Source organism: Cytobacillus horneckiae, assembly GCF_002835735.1.
GTDB classification, from domain to species: domain Bacteria; phylum Bacillota; class Bacilli; order Bacillales; family Cytobacillaceae; genus Cytobacillus; species Cytobacillus horneckiae.
Genome location: NZ_PISD01000090.1, coordinates 1 through 19338, shown reverse-complemented (window position 1 = coordinate 19338; position 19338 = coordinate 1). Strand labels below are relative to the sequence as shown.

Genomic DNA, 19338 nt, shown 5'->3' with positions numbered 1-19338 from the left:
AGTTTTCAAAGATCAATCTCGTTCGCTCGGAAGCGACCTCTTAAATATAACATTTATCATATCTTGTGTCAACAACTTTTTTTACTTTCTTTTTGAAAGTAAATAACTTTCGTTGCTGACTTGAATTATTATAGCAAGCTATAGCCCACTTTGCAAGCGCTTTTTTAAAAAATATTATTTATATATAATAATCCATTACTTCTTCTATATATAGATGACGATTATTTTTTAAAGATAGTATTTCATCTGTAGAAATCATTTTAATTAGTGGTCTTGTAGGTGCAGATTCATCGATAAAAATAATTTTAGCAAGCTGGCCATTAGATAGTTTTACTGTACTGTCGATTGAATAATGTAATATTCCATTTGCTAATGTTTTTATTGAAAGAAGATCATACTGTCCGAAATAGTCTTCCAGCATCAATTCAAGCACTTGATAAGGAGAATATTTTCGACGATAAGATCGATTTGAATTCATCGCATGAAATGCATCAGCAACAGCAAAAATCTTTCCATATGAGCTAATGAGTTTACCAGACTTTCCTTTAGGATAGCCACTGCCATCTAATCTTTCATGATGCTCATATATTGCCGATTTTACCTCATCTTTTAAAATAGGCAGGTGTTGAACCATTTGAAGACTATATTCTGGATGTCTTTTAATCTCCTCTTTTTCGTGATAATTCAAATGGCTGGCTTTTTCTAATAGTGAAGGCTCTACCTTTGCCATTCCGGCATCACACAATGCCCCTCCGACTGCAAGCTGTACAATATCACTTTTACTATAATTTAATTTCCTCCCGATAAATGCGCTTAACATCCCTACTGCTACTGCATGCTTTGAAATATAATCTTTATCTGTCGATAAATGATTGATTTGGAAAATCTCTGAGGATGGAAAAAAATTGATTTCTTCTATTAACGGAATCATGATAGAAAAAATTTTATTTATATCAATAGAGCTCCCAGTTTGCCATAATGAAAATTCCTTCTTGAAATTTTCCGCTGCACTTATGTAGGAAGCTATAAGGGGAATTTCATTTTTCGCTTCACTGTTTTGCAATTGCACAGGATTGAATGGCTCTCCATTCTCTAACATACCTGCAACTTCAACTTCCTCCACTAAATAAACTTTTAAAATATATAATAGTTCATCAGTAATGACTGTATTTTTTTTAATAATCGGCTGATTAGATAATCCTAATACATCTTCTGTTAGAATACACCCTTCTTGAACCTGATTAATTAATACACGCATTTATTATTCACCCCATCATCAGTACCCTTTTACTTATATATCGTAAAAAAGAGGAACACTTTTAATAGTGTCCCTCTTTTTGTTACTCTTCGTCATTTAATTGTTCTTCTTCAGGCAGCTCTTCAGCATTCTCTATTGGTTTTGTTAACTCTTCCTCAGACTTTTCATCATCCTTTTCAACTTTTGCTACCGTCGATACGAATTCATCTAAACTTTCGTCTAAACGTATCAATTTCACACCTTGAGTATTACGACCCATTGTTGAAATATCATTAACCGCCATACGAATGATGACACCACCTGTAGTAATTAGCATCAGGTCTTCTTCCCCTGTTACAGCCTTCATTGAGACAAGCGTTCCATTCTTATCTGTTACATTACATGTCTTAATTCCCTTACCACCGCGGCCTTGCACACGGTAATCTTCGGCAGGTGTTCGTTTTCCATAGCCTTTCTTAGTTACAATCAGAATTTCAGAGTTCTCCTCAAGCACTTCCATACCGACTACTTCATCATCTTCACTTAAGGAAATACCTTTCACTCCAGTAGCTGTTCTTCCCATGGATCGAACATCTTCTTCAGGGAAACGAATTAGCATGCCGGCTTTTGTGCCAATAATAATCTCTTTTTTGCCATCAGTAAGACGAACAGAGATTAATTCATCATCTTCTCTTAAACCGAGTGCAATGAGCCCATTATTACGGATATGGGCAAATGAAGACAATGGTGAACGTTTGGATATACCCTTTTTCGTTGTGAAGAATAAGAACCAATCGTCTACAAAATCTTCAACAGGTATAATCGCGTTTACCCATTCATCCTTCTCCACACCTAAAAGGTTAATAATAGGAATCCCTTTAGCTGTTCGGCTAAATTCAGGAATCTCATAACCTTTTGCACGATAGACTTTCCCTTTATTTGTAAAGAAAAGAACTGTATCATGCGTGGAAGTGGTAATTAGATGTTCTACGAAATCATCTTCGTTCGTTCCCATGCCTTGAATTCCTCTGCCTCCACGCTTTTGTGAGCGATACGTTGATACAGGCAAACGTTTAATATAGCCCTTATGTGTAAGAGTTAAAACAATATTTTCTTGAGGAATCAAATCTTCATCCTCGAGATGTTCTAAACCGCCTGAAACAATTTCAGTGCGACGCTCATCATTAAAACGTTCTTTAATCTCAAGCAGTTCCTCACGGATTATTTCTAATACTTTTTCCTCGTTAGCAAGAATTTCTTTTAATTCTGCAATAAGCTTAACGAGATTTGCGTACTCTTCTTCAATCTTTTCACGCTCTAATCCTGTTAAACGTTGTAAACGCATATCAAGAATAGCTTGTGCTTGCTTTTCAGATAGATTGAATTTGGACATTAATCCTTCACGGGCAATATCAGTTGTTTGTGAACTTCTAATTAAGCTAATAACCTCATCCAAATGATCGAGAGCAATTCGTAATCCCTCTAAAATATGAGCACGAGCTTCTGCTTTTCTTAATTCAAATTCTGTTCTACGGCGAATAACCACTTGCTGATGTTCTAAATAATATTCCAGACATTGTTTTAGGTTTAACACTTTAGGCTGGCCATTCACAAGAGCTAAAAGATTAATCCCAAAGCTCGTTTGTAGAGCTGTATGTTTATAGAGGTTATTAAGAAGCACATTCGCATTCGCGTCTTTTCTTACTTCTATGACAATCCTCATACCATTACGGTCAGATTCATCCCGAAGGTCGGTAATCCCATCAATTTTTTTATCGCGGACGAGCTCTGCAATTTTTTCAATCAGCTTCGCTTTGTTTACTTGATAAGGAATTTCGTTAACAATAATAACTTCCTTGCCATTGGACTTCTGTTCAATTTCCACTTTTGCACGCAAAGTAATCGAACCGCGGCCTGTTTCATAAGCCTTGCGGATACCGCTGCGCCCTAAAATTAAACCTGCTGTCGGGAAGTCTGGTCCAGGGATAATTTCCATTAGCTCAGGAATTGAAATTTCCGGATCCTTGCTAATTGCTAGCACACCATCAATAATTTCCCCAAGCTGATGCGGGGGAATATTTGTAGCCATACCTACAGCGATGCCTGATGTGCCGTTCACAAGAAGATTAGGGAAACGGGCAGGTAATACGACAGGCTCTCTTTCTTCACCATCATAGTTATCTTGATAATCAATCGTATCTTTATTAATATCTCTCAATAATTCCATTGAGATTTTTGACATACGTGCCTCTGTATAACGCATCGCAGCTGCAGAATCACCATCTACTGAACCAAAATTACCATGGCCATCTACAAGCATATAGCGATAGTTAAAATTCTGCGCCATCCGCACCATTGTTTCATAAACAGCTGAATCACCATGTGGGTGATATTTACCGATTACGTCTCCAACAATACGTGCTGATTTTTTAAACGGTTTATCTGAATGCATCCCTAAATCATGCATTGCATATAAAATTCGGCGATGCACTGGCTTCAGGCCATCACGTACATCCGGTAGTGCGCGCGAGACAATAACACTCATTGCATAATCAAGAAATGATGTCCTCATTTCCTCGCTTATATTAATTTCCTTTATTTGGGACTTCGGCGTTTCAGCCATATAAAGAACCTCCCTGTAAAGAGCCAGCGTATGCTCACCCTATGTTAGTTATCACTTATACTCAATGCACTCTATGTAAAAGCAGGATAGAAGCTTTTCTATCCTGACTTTTTTAAATATCCAAGTTCTTTACATATTGTGCATTTTCTTCTATGAAATTTCTGCGTGGTTCCACTTTATCACCCATTAAGATTTCAAAAGTTTCATCCGCTTCAATGGCATCCTCAAGACTTACTTGCAAAAGCGTTCTTGTTTCAGGATTCATTGTTGTTTCCCAAAGTTGGTCAGGATTCATTTCACCTAGACCTTTGTAACGCTGTACATTCGGTTTCGGAGTAGCCGGAAGTGATTTCATAACCTCATCCAACTGACGATCATTATAAGCATAGGAAATCTTCTTACCTTGTTGGACTTTATAAAGAGGCGGCTGTGCAATATATACATAACCTGCTTCTAAAATTTGTCTCATATAACGATAGAAGAATGTTAATAATAATGTTCGAATATGTGCTCCATCGACGTCAGCATCCGTCATGATAACAATTTTATGATATCTCGCCTTCGTGATATCAAAGTCTTCACCAATACCTGTACCGGAGGCTGTGATCATTGCACGGACTTCATTATTTGAAAGAATTCGATCTAATCTTGCCTTCTCAACATTCAAGATTTTCCCTCTTAGCGGAAGGATAGCCTGGAAGTGACGGTCTCTTCCTTGCTTTGCTGAACCACCGGCTGAGTCACCCTCAACAATATATAGTTCTGAAATGGATGCATCTTTAGATGAACAATCAGCTAGTTTCCCAGGAAGGCTTGATACTTCAAGTGCACTTTTTCTTCTTGTTAATTCACGTGCTTTTTTTGCAGCCATTCGAGCTCTGGCTGCCATAACACCTTTATCAACAATTTTTCTTGCAACTGAAGGATTTTCTAATAAAAATTTCTCAAGAGCCTCAGAAAAACTTGTATCCACTGCTGCACGAGCTTCGGAATTCCCAAGCTTTGTTTTTGTTTGGCCTTCAAATTGAGGATCAGGATGCTTAATTGAAATAATAGCTGTTAATCCTTCTCTCACATCTTCTCCGGATAGATTTGTATCATTTTCTTTAAAGATACCGTTTTTCCTCGCATAGTCGTTTATGACTCTAGTGAGGGCAGTTTTGAAGCCTGATTCATGCGTACCGCCTTCATACGTATGAATATTATTTGCAAAGGAATAAATATTGCTTGTATAGCTATCGTTATACTGCATGGAAACTTCAACTGCGATTCCATCACGTTCGCCTTCGATGAAAATTGGTTCTTCATGAAGGACTTCTTTTGATTTATTTAAATGTTCTACGTAAGACTTAATGCCGCCTTCGTAAACAAATTCTTTTTTCTTCGCTTCTTCACGCGTGTCCTCAATTGTGATTTTTAATCCTCGATTAAGGAATGCTAACTCTCGTATTCTCGTGGCGAGCGTATCAAAGTCATATTCCAAAGTCTCTGTAAAAATTTCTCCATCGGGTTTGAAATGAATCGTTGTACCTGTGTGATCAGTCTCTCCCACTACCTTTAAATCTTCACCAGGAACGCCTCGCTCATATTTCTGGTAATGGATTTGACCATCACGATGTACATACACCTCTAATTCTGTAGAAAGAGCATTTACAACAGAAGCACCAACACCATGAAGACCTCCAGAAACCTTATAACCTCCGCCACCGAATTTACCTCCGGCATGCAGAACTGTTAAAATGACCTCTACGGCTGGACGCCCCATCTTCTCTTGTATCCCTACTGGAATACCACGCCCATTATCGATGACTTTAATGCTATTATCCTTCTCGATGACTACGTTGATTTCCGTACAGTAGCCCGCTAAGGCTTCGTCAATACTGTTATCAACAATCTCCCAAACAAGATGATGAAGTCCTTTTGCGCTTGTCGACCCGATATACATACCTGGACGTTTTCTAACTGCTTCAAGACCTTCTAGTACCTGTATCTGGTTCTCATCATAGGATTGCTGTTCCATTGCTTCCTGATCCATTGACACATCGATCACCTACACTTTCCATTTGCATTACAATTTTTAACTCTTATTTAGAAAAACTTGGCGTTCGCCAAGTCCTTCTGGCGTTTGCTTTAGTTTTACTTATGCGATATTTTAACTTATTAATTAAGTTAAACTTTCTTACTAGCTTAGCAAAGCACATGCGCCCTTGCTCACCACCGACCAGCATAGGATGGAAAGACGCTTGAGCTAGACATATTTTCTAACTTAAGCAATAGAATTTAAAATTCATGCACACTTAGCTTAGCTGTGCGTTTTTTTAAAGTAGCTGAGGCAAGAGGAGAATAATATATTTGATCAGTTGTAATAACAACTGACTTATAATGACCTTTTGCTAAATTAATAATGAGTCCCTCTTCACGTTGTAAAAACTCTTCTGTATTCATAGAAGAGCTGGCACTTTCCTTATCTATTATTGCAACAAGATCTTTTGCTCGAATTAATACATCTTCACCTATATGAATGTACAAGGTCTCACCTCATTGGATCTTTTTCAGCGTGCCTGCTTCTACTTGAAAAGCGGCAGCTTCCTTCAATGTTTGATGATCAATGCCATCTACACTGGTTGTCGTAACAAAGGTTTGAACCTTCCCTTGTATGGTGTTCAGTAAATGGGATTGGCGATAATCATCCAATTCTGAAAGAACATCATCTAATAATAGTATCGGATATTCTCCAATTTCTGAATGAATCAACTCAATTTCCGCCAGTTTAACAGATAGCGCCGTCGTCCTTTGCTGTCCTTGTGAACCAAAGGTTTGTACATCTCTTTCGTTTACGTGAAACAGCAGGTCATCTCTGTGAGGACCAAACAATGTGACTCCGCGATCAATCTCCCTATCCTTCACTTTATCAAACTTTTCTTTATATACACTAATCATTTTCGACAAATCTTGATCTTCTGATACCTCAACTGAGGGTTTATACATAATTTTTAATGTTTCCAGTCCTCTAGAGATCCCTTCATGTATCGGAATTGCCCATTTTTCAAGCAGATGAATGAACTCAAATCGCTTTGCAACAATTTTTACAGCCATTTCAATAAATTGCTCTGTTAATATTTCAAGCATTGTTTGATCATTTTGCTTTTTTGTTTGCAGCAATTTTAAATAATGATTACGCTGTTGGAGAATCTTCTGGTATTGATTAATGTCATGTAAGTAAACGGGAGAAACTTGTCCAATTTCCATATCAATAAAACGACGCCTAACTTGAGGGCTCCCTTTTACAAGGTGGAGATCTTCAGGCGCGAACATCACAACATTCATATTTCCTACATATTGACTTAATTTTTGCTGTTCAATATGATTGCACTTTGCTTTTTTCCCTTTTTTAGATATAACTAGCTGCATCGGTAAGCTGCCATGCTGTTTTTGGACTCTACCTTCTATTTTAGCATATTCCTGGTCCCAACGAATAAGATCTTTGTCATTAGAGGTTCGATGTGACTTTGCCATTGCGAGAACATAGATGGATTCCATCACATTTGTTTTACCTTGTGCATTTTGCCCCAAGATAACATTCACCTTATTTTCAAAGCTTATTTCTAAATCATCATAATTCCGATAGTCTTTTAATCGCAATTGCTCTATATGCATAGGCGTAACATCCCTTATTCCGTTACGATATAAGTTCCGTGATCGGGAATCTCTATCTGATCACCAGCTCGAAGCTTTCTACCACGTCTCTGATCTTGTTCACCGTTCACAAACACATCATATTCACTTAAAAACCATTTAGCCATTCCTCCAGTTGAAATAATGTCTGCTGCTTTGAGAAATTGACCTAATGTGATATATTCCGTATCAATTTTTACTTTATTCATATTTGCACTCTTTCTTAGATTTGACTTGTCCCTTAACAAAATTGTCTATAGTATCTAATAGTTTATTTTACTAAATAATTGGCATATACACAAAATAATTTATTTACAACGCTATTTTGGCTTATATTTATCTATTCTTGTCAATAGGTTAACCAAAAGAATGAAAAAAGCCGCAAACTTTGATTTGCGGCTTTCCTATTCAACTAATCCAAATATTAATATGTTCTTACAGGCAAGATTAATTGCAGGATGGAATCATCATTAAGCGGTCTGATGATAAATGGTCGCATCGCTCCTGTAAAACTGATTTTAATCTCAGTACCTTCCAATGTCTTTAATGCATCCATCATAAACTTAGCACTAAAAGAAATCTTCAAATCTTCTCCTTCTTTTAGCTGGCTAGGGATTTCTTCGACTACTTTCCCTATTTCAGGAGAATTAGATGATACCTCTATAAATTGATCTTCCAGCGTTGCAAATTTAACGACATTATTTTTCCCTTCACGTGCCAGCAAAGATGCACGATCAATCGCTTGAAGAAATTCCTTTGTATTTACCACTACTTCCGTTTTGCTTTCGGAAGGTATTAATCTCGATGTATCAGGATAATTACCTTCCAATAATCTTGAGAAGAATAATAAGTTTTTCGCTTTGAATAATACTTGGTTTTCAGTAATAACAATATCTATTAAATCATTTTGGTCATCAAGAATTTTACTTAATTCATTTAAGCTTTTTCCTGGGATAACGACATTATAAGTTTCATCGGAATCAGTTTCCAAAACTGCTTTTCGTAAAGCTAGGCGATGACTATCTGTTGCAATACAGGTTAATGCGTTTTTTTCGACCTGCCAGTTGACACCTGTCAAGATTGGGCGTGTTTCTGAGGTGGACACTGCAAATACTGTTTGTCTTACCATTGCCTTCAGCAAGTCTGTTGGCATTTTAAAAGCATTTTCTTCTTCGATTTGCGGCAAATGTGGATATTCATCCGCGTCAATGCCATTCAAATTAAATTCCGATTTTCCGGAACGAATCACTGTTTGCAAATGATTTTCTACATGGATTTCCACTAAGTCTGTAGGAAGTTTTTTAACGATTTCACTAAAAAATTTAGCTTGCAGAACAATTGCACCAGGTTGATGAATGTCTACAACGACCTCATCTTCTTCATTTTTTGGAATAAAGGATTCAATTGAGATATCAGAGTCACTTCCAGTTAAAGCGACTCCTTCTTCTGAGGCAACAATTTTTATTCCCGTCAAAATAGGGATTGTTGTTCTGCTTGTTACAGCTTTCATCACATCTTGCACACTTTGAACTAAACGATCTCGTTGGATTGTAAATCGCATTATATTTTATCCTCCGATTCAGCATATTTTTATTTATATATACATATATTTTTTATTTAAAAAGATATAGAAGTACTAGTAGGGCTTGTTAACATGTGGATAACCATAATTTTTAATGGAAACACAGCCTATCCACATGTGGACAGACTGTGCATAAATTAAACGTAGTTATTCACATTATACTTTCAATAATTCATGGATTTCTTTCACCTGTTTTTGAAATTGAGTATCTGATTGCAGCATTTTAGAAATTTTTTCATGAGCATGAATGACTGTTGTATGGTCGCGCCCTCCGAATTCCTCACCAATTTTCGGAAGGGAAAAATCTGTGAGTTCCCTGGACAAATACATGGCAATCTGTCGTGGAAAGGCAACGGATTTCGTCCGTTTTTTCGCTGTAAAATCTTCAAGTTTCACATTGAAATATTCCCCTACAACCCTTTGAATTTCATGGATCGTAATCACTTTTGGTTTTGAGCTCGGAATGATATCTTTCAATGCTTCAGCAGCTAAATCTGCATTAATATCTTTATTTATTAAAGAAGAATACGCAACGACTTGAATTAGCGCACCTTCCAATTCGCGAATATTGGAATCAATTTGATTGGCTATATATAACATCACTTCATTAGGGATATCTAATCCTTCAGCTTTCGCCTTTTTTCGCAAAATGGCTATTCTTGTTTCAAGATCAGGCGGAGTTATATCAGTAATTAACCCCCACCCAAATCTTGAACGGAGCCTGTCTTCAAGAGTCGGTATCTCCTTAGGCGGCCGATCACTGGAGATAACAATTTGTTTACTTTCTTCATGTAATGTATTAAAAGTATGGAAAAATTCTTCTTGAGTTGATTCTTTTCCAGCTAAGAACTGAATATCATCTATTAATAGAACATCAACTTTTCGATATTTATTGCGAAAATCAATGGCTTTATTGTCACGAATTGAATTGATAAACTCATTTGTGAACTTTTCTGATGATAAATAAACAACCTTTGCAGATGGGTTGTGATCCAATACATAATGTCCGATTGCATGCATTAGATGCGTCTTTCCTAATCCAACGCCACCATAAATAAACAAAGGATTATAAGCCTTTGCAGGTGCTTCAGCTACTGCAAGTGAAGCAGCATGGGCAAAACGATTCCCGGAACCAATAACAAAAGTATCAAAAGTATTTTTTGTATTGAGCATATTTAATGGGATATCAGGTTGCTCTTCCTCTGGCGGTTTCTTTTTGGAAGGGATTAGTGCTTCCAGTTCCTCTTCTTTCTGGTTTTGAGGAATAATAAATTTCACTTCTAATTTTTCGCCGGTCAGTTCCTCTAGAATCCCAGAAATTAAAGGGGAATAACGTTCTTCAAGCCAATCGCGAGCAAACTCGTTCGGAGCTTTAATAACTAAAGTATCTCCTTGGAGGCTATGAGCTTTTGTCGATTTAAGCCATGTATCAAAACTTGGTTTACTTATTTTTTTCTCGATATTGGCCAAAGTTTTTTGCCAAAGATCATCGATATTCTCCAATGATTGTCCCTCCTTTACGTTCGTTTCGTGTGCATGATACAGGTTATATAACGAAAGCAACCTATAATTTTATAATTATACGAAACTGTGAATGTGGAAAAATATATTATAAGGAAGTAAAGTGGAATTTCGACAGTATCCACTGTCTGTGGACAAAGTTCTACATAGGGTCTGAATAACCTGTCCACAAGATATCCACAATCTGTGGATAATGAAGAAATGATTTATGATTTATTAAGTGTGAAAACACAAATATGATAACAGATATTACTAGAGCATGCAACGTTTTTTCGAGCTTTATCCACAAGGAGAACAAGCTGTTTATAATATTTGTCCACAGGTAGTGTTTTTGTGAAAAACCTGTCTATATATGGTGTGGATAAAATAAAATATGTCGAAAAATTATCCACAAACTTTTTTTGTGGAGATAGAGGAAAAAAATAGTTTATTCGTTTGCGAGGAAAAAAGAGCTTAGACGATCCCAACTTTATTTTTCTTTGGCACAAAATACGTATCCAAAAACTGTTATCTTTTAAAGGGTGACAAATGGCTGAAAAGCAGTTAAACTTTTTGAGTGATCAAAATTTATATATATTAAGCTCGGATGAGATTGAATTGTCTCCTTGTAAATCATAGAGGAGTAGTTGACAATCTTTAGGTAGCATCTATATAATTAATAAGACTGTCTTTAACAGCTATTCCTCAGGGAGGTGTCATATAATGAAAAGAACTTTTCAACCAAATAAACGTAAAAGAAGTAAAGTTCATGGATTCCGCAGCCGTATGAGCAGTGCAACCGGACGTAACGTTCTAGCACGCCGCCGTCGTAAAGGAAGAAAAGTATTATCTGCTTAGGCCACTGAAACATCAGTGGTCTTTTTTCCACTTTAGGAAAGTGATGAGATGTGTAGTTAGTGGAGCTGAATTCAAAATAATATGATATTCGAAAGTGTTTTATTAAAGAAGGTGTAAATGACATGAAGAAAGAATTTAGAGTAAAAAAGAATAAAGAATTTCAAGAGGCCTTTAAAAGGGGTAAGTCATTTGCTAACCGACAGTTTGTCGTCTATTCTTTGCAAAAGGACGAGCAGTCACATTTTCGGATTGGGTTGTCAGTCAGTAAAAAGATCGGTAACGCAGTGATGCGTAATCAAATTAAAAGATATATTCGTCAAGCGTTCCATGAGTTGGATGCGGATTTAAAGCAAAACTACGATTTTATAATCATTGCCAGGAAGCCAACCGCAGATATGGACTTCTTTGAAATTAAAAAAAGCTTGATTCATGTATTAAAGCTTTCAAAGGTTTTGAATAAACCTAAATATGGAAATAATAAACCAAGATTAGACTCAGAAAGCAGCTGAATTATAGCTGTCATCTAGCATTTTGGCCAACTTTAAATTTAACATCTTTTATTAATAGGACTTATACATAAAAGATGATAAAATACATAGCATGAAGAAATTCTCAGTGTTCAGACATCTTTATTAGGACAAGTTTGGATGAAACGAAGACTGTATTAATATTTTCTAGGCATTAAGGAGGAAAAAACGGTTGAAGAAACGAATACCATTATTAATTGGCCTTATTCTTGTCACAGTATTACTTGCTGGCTGTACGGAATTTAATGAGCCAATTACATCTGAAAGTGAAGGCTTTTGGAACTCATATATCGTGTATCCGCTTTCTTGGTTAATTATTAAAATTGCGGAATTATTAGGTGGTAGCTACGGTCTATCTATTATTGTTGTAACGATTTTAATACGTTTACTTATTTTACCATTAATGATTAAGCAAACGAAAAGTTCAAAAGCGATGCAAGCGATTCAGCCTGAAATGCAAAAGTTAAGAGAAAAGTACAGCTCAAAGGATCAAAAAACGCAGCAAAAGCTTCAGCAAGAAACAATGGAAATGTTCCAAAAGCATGGCGTAAACCCGATGGCTGGCTGTTTACCATTATTCGTACAAATGCCAATTTTAATCGGTTTTTACCATGCGATTTCTCGTACAAGAGAGATTGCCAACCATAATTTCTTATGGTTTGACCTAGGTTCTCCAGATCCAATTTATTTATTGCCGGTAGTTGCTGGGATCACAACATTTATCCAGCAAAAAATGATGATGGCCGGTCAAGATATGAGTGCCAATCCGACAATGGCGACTCAAATGACGATGATGCTGTGGTTAATGCCGATTATGATCGTCATTTTTGCAATCAACTTCCCTGCAGCCCTTTCCTTATACTGGGTAGTAGGTAACTTATTTATGATTGTTCAAACATACTTCATTAAAGGTCCAGATTTGAAGAAAACGAAAGAAGCACAACCTGCGGGAGGAGCGAAAAAGTGAAAGAAATAACTGCTACAGGACAAACCGTCAGGGAAGCAGTAGATTCGGCTTTAGCTCAGTTAAAGACAACAGAGGAACGTACAGAAATTACCATTGTTGATGAAGGAAAAAGAGGGATTCTAGGCATTTTTGGATCCAGACCTGCAGTGATTAAAGCAGTAATAAAAATTAATCCTATTGAAGAAGCGGAGAAGTTTTTATTACAAGTCAGCGATAAAATGGGCGCGCCGGTTGAAATCGAAACTGTGAAAGACGGTAAAAATGTTCAATTTATTTTATCAGGTGAAAAGATTGCCTTGTTAATTGGAAAAAGAGGACAAACTTTAAATTCTTTACAGTATTTAACCCAGCTCGTCATCAATCGATATTCAGATCAATACATTAATGTAATGCTGGATGCTGAGAATTATCGGCAACGTAGAGTTGACACACTTTTTCAACTGGCAGAACGGTTGGCTGATCAGGCGATCAGAACAGGAAAAAATGTTGCCTTAGAGCCGATGCCGTCGTATGAAAGAAAGATTATTCATACTGCTCTGGTCAATAATCGAAAAATCGAAACTTTTTCTGACGGTAATGATCCTCATCGCCACATTGTTATATCACCCGTGAAGAAATAATTAAAGCCCGATCACTTAAAATAGGTGATCGGGTTTTTTTAGTTGGATTAGCAAATGCCAATTTCTTCATTATTTTAAAAACACAATTGTATCGAAAGCGTTCCTAAACTGCGTTGTATGCATCTATTCGTAACCTCCGAAGCCCTCCAAGTTTATGAAGTAAATATGAATAATTGTTACGTTTTATTGTTATTCACATGTGGATAAGTTAAAATAGAGCTTATTATACTCGGGTAATTGTGGATATTTTTTTGGAAGTTCATTGTTTTGGCTAGACTGTTAATAACTATTTAGAAATTAGCTTACGTTTATTATGTGAAAAAGGTCAGCCACTTTTATAAATTATTTTGATGTGATATTCTATTTTTTTGGGAAATAAATTAATCGATCTTATTTTTATAGATGATGTTATAGAAAAGAGGTGAAGCCGCTTGGAACTAGATACGATAGCAGCGATTTCCACACCGATGGGGGAAGGAGCCATTGCGATTGTCAGACTGAGCGGAAGCCAGGCATTTGAAATTGCAGATGTATTATTCAAAAGTGTAGGGAACAAACGTCTAATGGATGTCCCATCACATACGATACATTATGGACATATGATTGATCCAAAAACTGAACAAGTGGCAGAGGAAGTAATGGTTTCGGTTATGAGAGGTCCGAAAACATTTACGAAAGAGGATGTTATCGAAATCAACTGTCACGGCGGATTAGTTTCTGTTAATCGCGTATTGCAGCTTGTATTAGCGAACGGAGCGAGATTAGCAGAACCTGGAGAGTTTACGAAAAGAGCATTTTTGAACGGGCGAATTGATTTATCGCAAGCCGAGGCGGTAATGGATTTAATACGCGCAAAAACAGACCGGGCAATGAATGTGGCGCTAGGACAAATGGAGGGCCGGCTTTCGAAACTCATTCAAAGGCTGCGACAAGAGATATTGGAAGTGCTTGCCCATGTGGAAGTGAATATAGATTACCCTGAGTACGATGATGTTGAGGAAATGACACATAAGATCCTGCTCGAAAAAGCTACATTTGTAAAAAAAGAAATAGAGCAGCTTCTCCGAACATCTCAGCAAGGGAAAATTTTACGTGAGGGACTATCAACCGTCATTGTCGGCAGACCAAATGTCGGCAAGTCTTCATTATTAAATAGTCTCGTTCATGAAAATAAGGCAATTGTTACAGATATACCGGGGACAACAAGAGATGTAATTGAAGAATATGTTAATGTTCGCGGCGTTCCTTTAAAATTGGTTGACACAGCTGGAATAAGGGAAACAGAAGATATAGTTGAACGAATCGGTGTGGAACGATCCAGACAAGTATTGAAGGATGCTGACTTAATCTTGCTCGTCGTCAATTATGGAGATGAATTGACTGATGAGGATATTAATCTATTCAAGGCAGTCGAAGGAATGGATGTAATTGTCATTGTCAATAAGACGGATTTAGATCAAGCAATTGACATGGAGAAGGTACGCGCTCTAGCGGAAAATCATAAGCTTGTCACCACTTCATTACTTGAGGATCAAGGGATTGACGAACTAGAAGAAGCCATTGCCTCGCTATTTTTTGCTGGCTCTATTGAAGCAGGTGATATGACATATGTATCAAACACAAGACATATCGCCCTATTGAATCAGGCATTAACTACGATTGAGGACAGTATTCATGGAGTCGAGATGGGTACGCCAATCGATATTGTTCAAATCGACCTAACAAGAACATGGGAGCTTCTAGGGGAAATTATTGGTGAAAGCGTCCAAGACAGCCTAATCAATCAGCTATTCTCTCAATTCTGTTTAGGGAAATAAGAAAAGCGGAGGCGGCTTGCTCAGGAGCGACACCTCGAGCTCCTAGTCGCCAGAGCTAGACAGAGAAAGCGAAATAGCCTTGGAGCTAAATAATAAAAGATACTAATTAAATCAATTAATCTGATTTTAAATATAGAATGATAGAACAAGGGAGGTTAGTAAGATGTCATATGAAGCTGGTAATTATGATGTAATTGTCATTGGTGCAGGCCATGCGGGCGTTGAGGCAGGCCTTGCATCTGCCAGAGTAGGAGCAAAAACACTAATGGTTACAATTAACCTTGATATGGTTGCTTTTATGCCATGTAACCCTTCAGTAGGCGGTCCTGCTAAAGGGATTGTTGTAAGGGAAATTGATGCGCTTGGCGGAGAAATGGGTAAAAATATTGATAAAACTCATATTCAAATGCGTATGCTGAATACAGGTAAAGGCCCAGCAGTGCGTGCGTTAAGAGCTCAGGCTGATAAATTTACTTATCAGCACGAAATGAAAAAGACGCTTGAAAATGAGCCAAACCTTACATTGATTCAAGGGATGGTTGAGCGACTAATTGTAGAGGATGATATTTGTACAGGTGTGATTACTCAAACAGGTGCAGTCTATCATGCTAAAACAGTGGTCATTACAACGGGAACCTTCCTGCGTGGAGAAATTATTCTTGGAGAATTAAAATATTCGAGCGGACCGAATAACCAGCAGCCTTCCATTAAGCTTTCAGAGCATCTAGAAGAGCTTGGGTTTGATTTAGTTCGATTTAAAACAGGAACACCGCCGCGAGTGAATAGCCATACAATTGATTACAGTAAAACAGAAATACAGCCTGGTGACGATGTACCAAGGGCCTTCTCATATGAGACGACAAAGTTTATTACAGATCAATTGCCGTGCTGGTTAACTTATACGAACGAAAAAACGCATACAATTATCGATCAAAACCTGCATCGCTCACCAATGTATTCAGGTATGATTAAAGGGACTGGACCTCGCTATTGCCCATCCATTGAAGATAAGGTTGTTCGCTTTAATGATAAGCCACGTCACCAAATCTTCTTGGAGCCTGAAGGCCGAAACACACAAGAAGTATATGTTCAAGGTCTTTCCACAAGCTTGCCTGAAGATGTTCAACAGGAAATCTTAAGAACGATTCCTGGACTTGAAAATGTGAAGATGATGCGTGCAGGATATGCCATTGAATATGATGCGATTGTACCTACGCAATTATGGCCAACGCTGGAAACAAAAAAAGTGAAGAACCTTTATACAGCTGGCCAAATCAATGGGACATCTGGTTATGAAGAAGCGGCTGGCCAAGGTTTGATGGCAGGGATGAATGCCGGTTTAAACGCTTTAGGCAAAGAAGAAGTCATCCTCAGTCGTTCAGATGCTTATATGGGGGTATTAATTGATGACCTTGTAACAAAAGGCACAAGTGAACCTTACCGTCTATTAACTTCACGAGCTGAATACCGTTTATTGCTTCGCCATGATAATGCGGACCTTCGATTAACAGAATTAGGCTATCAAGTAGGCATGATCAGTGAAGAACGTTATCAAAGATTTTTACAGAAAAAACAAGCGATTGAAGAGGAAAAAGCAAGACTGCAGCAACTGATATTAAAACCAAATGCTGAAGTGCAAAGCTTAATTCAATCAATGGGAGGAAGCGAGCTGAAAGATGGCATTCGCGCTGCTGATTTATTAAAACGGCCAGAAATGAATTATAGCCATATTGCACAGCTTGCCCCTGCAGGACAAGAGCTCGATAGTGATGTAACAGAGCAGGTAGAAATTCAAGTGAAGTATGAAGGCTATATTGAAAAATCGTTGCAGCAGGTAGAACGCTTAAGAAAAATGGAAAGCAAAAAAATTCCTGACAATATCGATTATGCTGATATTAACGGACTCGCTTCAGAAGCGAGACAAAAATTAAAGTCTGTAAGACCGCTATCATTGGCGCAAGCTTCACGTATTTCAGGTGTAAACCCAGCTGATATATCCATTCTGCTTGTTTATCTTGAGCAAGGCAGAATTGCGAAAGTAGCCAATGAATGATCTGTTTGTTGATTATAGAAAGGATTTGAAGCATGGATACTGAACAATTTGTCCAATTGCTTGCGGCGAAAGGGATTAGCCTTTCGCCTGAGCAAATCCAAGCATACGAAACATACTATTCTACGCTTGTTGAGTGGAATGAAAAAATGAATTTAACGGCAATTACCGAGAAAAATGAAGTTTATTTGAAGCATTTTTACGATTCCATTTCAGCAGCCTTCCATTATGACTTTTCAAAACCATTGAAAATATGTGATGTCGGAGCAGGAGCTGGCTTTCCGAGTATACCGTTAAAAATCGCTTTCCCGAATTTGCATGTAACCATAGTGGATTCATTGAATAAACGAATAGGGTTTTTAACTCACTTGGCTGAAGCCTTGAAGCTAGATCATGTTCAATTTATCCATGACAGAGCCGAAACGTTCGGGCAAAATAAGGCACATCGTGAAACATATGATGTTGTTACTGCCAGAGCTGTTGCGCGCCTTTCTGTTTTAAGTGAATTATGTCTGCCGCTTGTCAAAGTAGGAGGAACATTTGTAGCAATGAAAGGCAGCAGTGCGGAAGAAGAATTACATGCAGGCAAGAAGGCTGTGTCCGTAATGGGTGGAAAACTAAAGCATTCACATACTTTTACTTTACCTGAAGAGGAAAGTGAACGAAATATTTTAATTATTGAAAAGGAAAAACCGACCCCTAAAAAATATCCTAGAAAGCCTGGTACACCAAATAAATCTCCAATAGAGTAACATTTTGGTGTCAAAGTTTGTCTTTGTTCATATTGTTACAAATATGTTGACAAGGGTACGCAGGATTTGTCATTTTTATAGAGAATAAGTTATAGGGAGTTTCGTAAAGGTGGTGCAGGGTGATGAAGCATTCTTTCTCACGCTTTTTTGGCCTAGGCGAAAAGGAAGAACAGGATGAGATTGAAAAATCAAAAGAGCAAGTAGATGAAGTGGAAGAATTAGCAGCGCATGAAGAAATAAAGAAAATCCCGATAGATCATATTGTTCCTAATCGTTTTCAGCCTAGGACAATATTTGACGATGAAAAAATAGAAGAACTCTCGCGGACAATTCATATACACGGGATTATCCAGCCTATTGTCGTGCGAGAATTTGAAGATGGTCAATTTGAAATCATTGCTGGTGAACGACGCTGGCGGGCGATGAATAAATTAGGCTGGGATGAGGTTCCGGCTATTGTAAAAAATATGAGTGATACAGAAACAGCCTCTATCGCTTTAATAGAGAATTTACAGCGTGAGGAGCTATCACCAATTGAAGAAGCAGTTGCTTACGGAAAGCTTCTAGAGCTACATAATCTTACACAAGAGGCGCTTGCCCAGCGATTAGGAAAAGGCCAATCGACTGTTGCTAATAAGCTTAGGCTATTAAAATTGCCGCAAGAAGTGCAGGATGCATTGCTGAGAAAAGATATTACAGAGCGTCATGCACGATCCTTGATTCCTCTTAAAAACCCGGAAAAACAAGTGGCGCTTCTGCAGGAAATCATTGAAAAACATTTAAATGTAAAGCAAACTGAGGAACGTGTAGTCAAACTGTTAGAAAATAATCAAGCAAAGCCAAAGCCGAAAAGGAAGGCATTCAGCAAAGATATGCGGATTGCCGTTAATACGATTCGCCAATCATTATCGATGGTATCTGACAGCGGGATTAATCTTGATTCGGAAGAAGAAGAATTTGATGAATTTTATCAAATAACAATCAAAATACCAAAGAAAAAATAATAAAAAAGCTGGCTGTTGTTAATGTCCCCTTTAAGTAGACATTCAAAAAAACCTTCATGTTACCATGAAGGAAAGAATGCTACTTGGAGGGGATTTTTTCTATGACAAAGAAAGGGCAAACTTTTA

General features: G+C 37.5%; 16 protein-coding genes. 8 read left to right on the top strand and 8 right to left on the bottom strand.

Features of this window, described 5'->3' with window-relative positions:
* Nucleotides 1–178: 178 nt before the first annotated feature.
* The 8 genes from CWS20_RS27030 to dnaA form a co-directional block, all read right to left on the bottom strand.
* On the bottom strand, nucleotides 179–1258 hold the full coding sequence (locus CWS20_RS27030) for an HD-GYP domain-containing protein (protein ID WP_066188531.1): 1080 nt from the start codon (nucleotides 1256–1258) through the stop codon (nucleotides 179–181).
* An 82-nt stretch (nucleotides 1259–1340) separates the two neighbouring features.
* Nucleotides 1341–3860: a DNA gyrase subunit A gene (gene gyrA / locus CWS20_RS27025; protein WP_066188533.1), complete on the bottom strand. Its 2520-nt coding sequence runs from the start codon at nucleotides 3858–3860 to the stop codon at nucleotides 1341–1343.
* 112 nt (nucleotides 3861–3972) lie between these two features.
* On the bottom strand, nucleotides 3973–5880 hold the full coding sequence (gene gyrB / locus CWS20_RS27020) for a DNA topoisomerase (ATP-hydrolyzing) subunit B (RefSeq protein ID WP_162299521.1): 1908 nt from the start codon (nucleotides 5878–5880) through the stop codon (nucleotides 3973–3975).
* Nucleotides 5881–6140: 260 nt separating this feature from the next.
* On the bottom strand, nucleotides 6141–6389 hold the full coding sequence (gene remB, locus CWS20_RS27015; RefSeq protein ID WP_066188536.1) for an extracellular matrix regulator RemB: 249 nt from the start codon (nucleotides 6387–6389) through the stop codon (nucleotides 6141–6143).
* Nucleotides 6390–6398: 9 nt separating this feature from the next.
* On the bottom strand, nucleotides 6399–7517 hold the full coding sequence (gene recF / locus CWS20_RS27010; RefSeq protein WP_066188539.1) for a DNA replication/repair protein RecF: 1119 nt from the start codon (nucleotides 7515–7517) through the stop codon (nucleotides 6399–6401).
* Between the two features lie 14 nt (nucleotides 7518–7531).
* The gene (yaaA, locus tag CWS20_RS27005; protein ID WP_066188542.1) at nucleotides 7532–7744 is read right to left on the bottom strand and encodes a S4 domain-containing protein YaaA; all 213 of its coding nucleotides are present in this window, start codon (nucleotides 7742–7744) and stop codon (nucleotides 7532–7534) included.
* A 215-nt stretch (nucleotides 7745–7959) separates the two neighbouring features.
* Nucleotides 7960–9096, bottom strand: coding sequence for a DNA polymerase III subunit beta (dnaN, locus tag CWS20_RS27000; RefSeq protein WP_066188545.1), 1137 nt, complete (start codon nucleotides 9094–9096; stop codon nucleotides 7960–7962).
* Between the two features lie 177 nt (nucleotides 9097–9273).
* Entirely contained in the window at nucleotides 9274–10620 is a 1347-nt protein-coding gene (dnaA, locus tag CWS20_RS26995) for a chromosomal replication initiator protein DnaA (protein WP_241504273.1), read from the bottom strand.
* Nucleotides 10621–11340: 720 nt separating this feature from the next.
* Here dnaA and rpmH point away from each other — a divergent pair.
* The 8 genes from rpmH to noc all read left to right on the top strand — a co-directional run bounded on the left by rpmH (nucleotide 11341) and on the right by noc (nucleotide 19212).
* Complete coding sequence (rpmH, locus tag CWS20_RS26990) at nucleotides 11341–11475, top strand: 50S ribosomal protein L34 (protein WP_066188554.1); 135 nt, start codon at nucleotides 11341–11343, stop codon at nucleotides 11473–11475.
* Nucleotides 11476–11597: 122 nt separating this feature from the next.
* On the top strand, nucleotides 11598–11984 hold the full coding sequence (gene rnpA, locus CWS20_RS26985; protein ID WP_066188557.1) for a ribonuclease P protein component: 387 nt from the start codon (nucleotides 11598–11600) through the stop codon (nucleotides 11982–11984).
* A gap of 190 nt (nucleotides 11985–12174) precedes the next feature.
* On the top strand, nucleotides 12175–12969 hold the full coding sequence (gene spoIIIJ / locus CWS20_RS26980; protein WP_066188560.1) for a YidC family membrane integrase SpoIIIJ: 795 nt from the start codon (nucleotides 12175–12177) through the stop codon (nucleotides 12967–12969).
* Nucleotides 12966–13589: an RNA-binding cell elongation regulator Jag/EloR gene (gene jag / locus CWS20_RS26975; RefSeq protein WP_066188562.1), complete on the top strand. Its 624-nt coding sequence runs from the start codon at nucleotides 12966–12968 to the stop codon at nucleotides 13587–13589. The genes spoIIIJ and jag overlap by 4 nt, the downstream gene beginning before the upstream one ends.
* Before the next feature lie 431 nt (nucleotides 13590–14020).
* Nucleotides 14021–15406: a tRNA uridine-5-carboxymethylaminomethyl(34) synthesis GTPase MnmE gene (mnmE, locus tag CWS20_RS26970; RefSeq protein ID WP_066188565.1), complete on the top strand. Its 1386-nt coding sequence runs from the start codon at nucleotides 14021–14023 to the stop codon at nucleotides 15404–15406.
* A gap of 163 nt (nucleotides 15407–15569) precedes the next feature.
* Nucleotides 15570–17459 carry a tRNA uridine-5-carboxymethylaminomethyl(34) synthesis enzyme MnmG gene (gene mnmG, locus CWS20_RS26965; protein WP_066188568.1) on the top strand — a complete coding sequence of 630 codons (1890 nt, stop codon included), beginning with the start codon at nucleotides 15570–15572 and terminating at the stop codon, nucleotides 17457–17459.
* Between the two features lie 32 nt (nucleotides 17460–17491).
* A complete protein-coding gene (rsmG, locus tag CWS20_RS26960) occupies nucleotides 17492–18208 on the top strand; it encodes a 16S rRNA (guanine(527)-N(7))-methyltransferase RsmG (protein WP_066188570.1) in 717 nt (238 codons plus the stop codon).
* A 122-nt stretch (nucleotides 18209–18330) separates the two neighbouring features.
* Nucleotides 18331–19212, top strand: a complete 882-nt coding sequence (gene noc, locus CWS20_RS26955; RefSeq protein WP_066188573.1) for a nucleoid occlusion protein — start codon at nucleotides 18331–18333, stop codon at nucleotides 19210–19212.
* The last annotated feature ends 126 nt before the right edge of the window (nucleotides 19213–19338 follow it).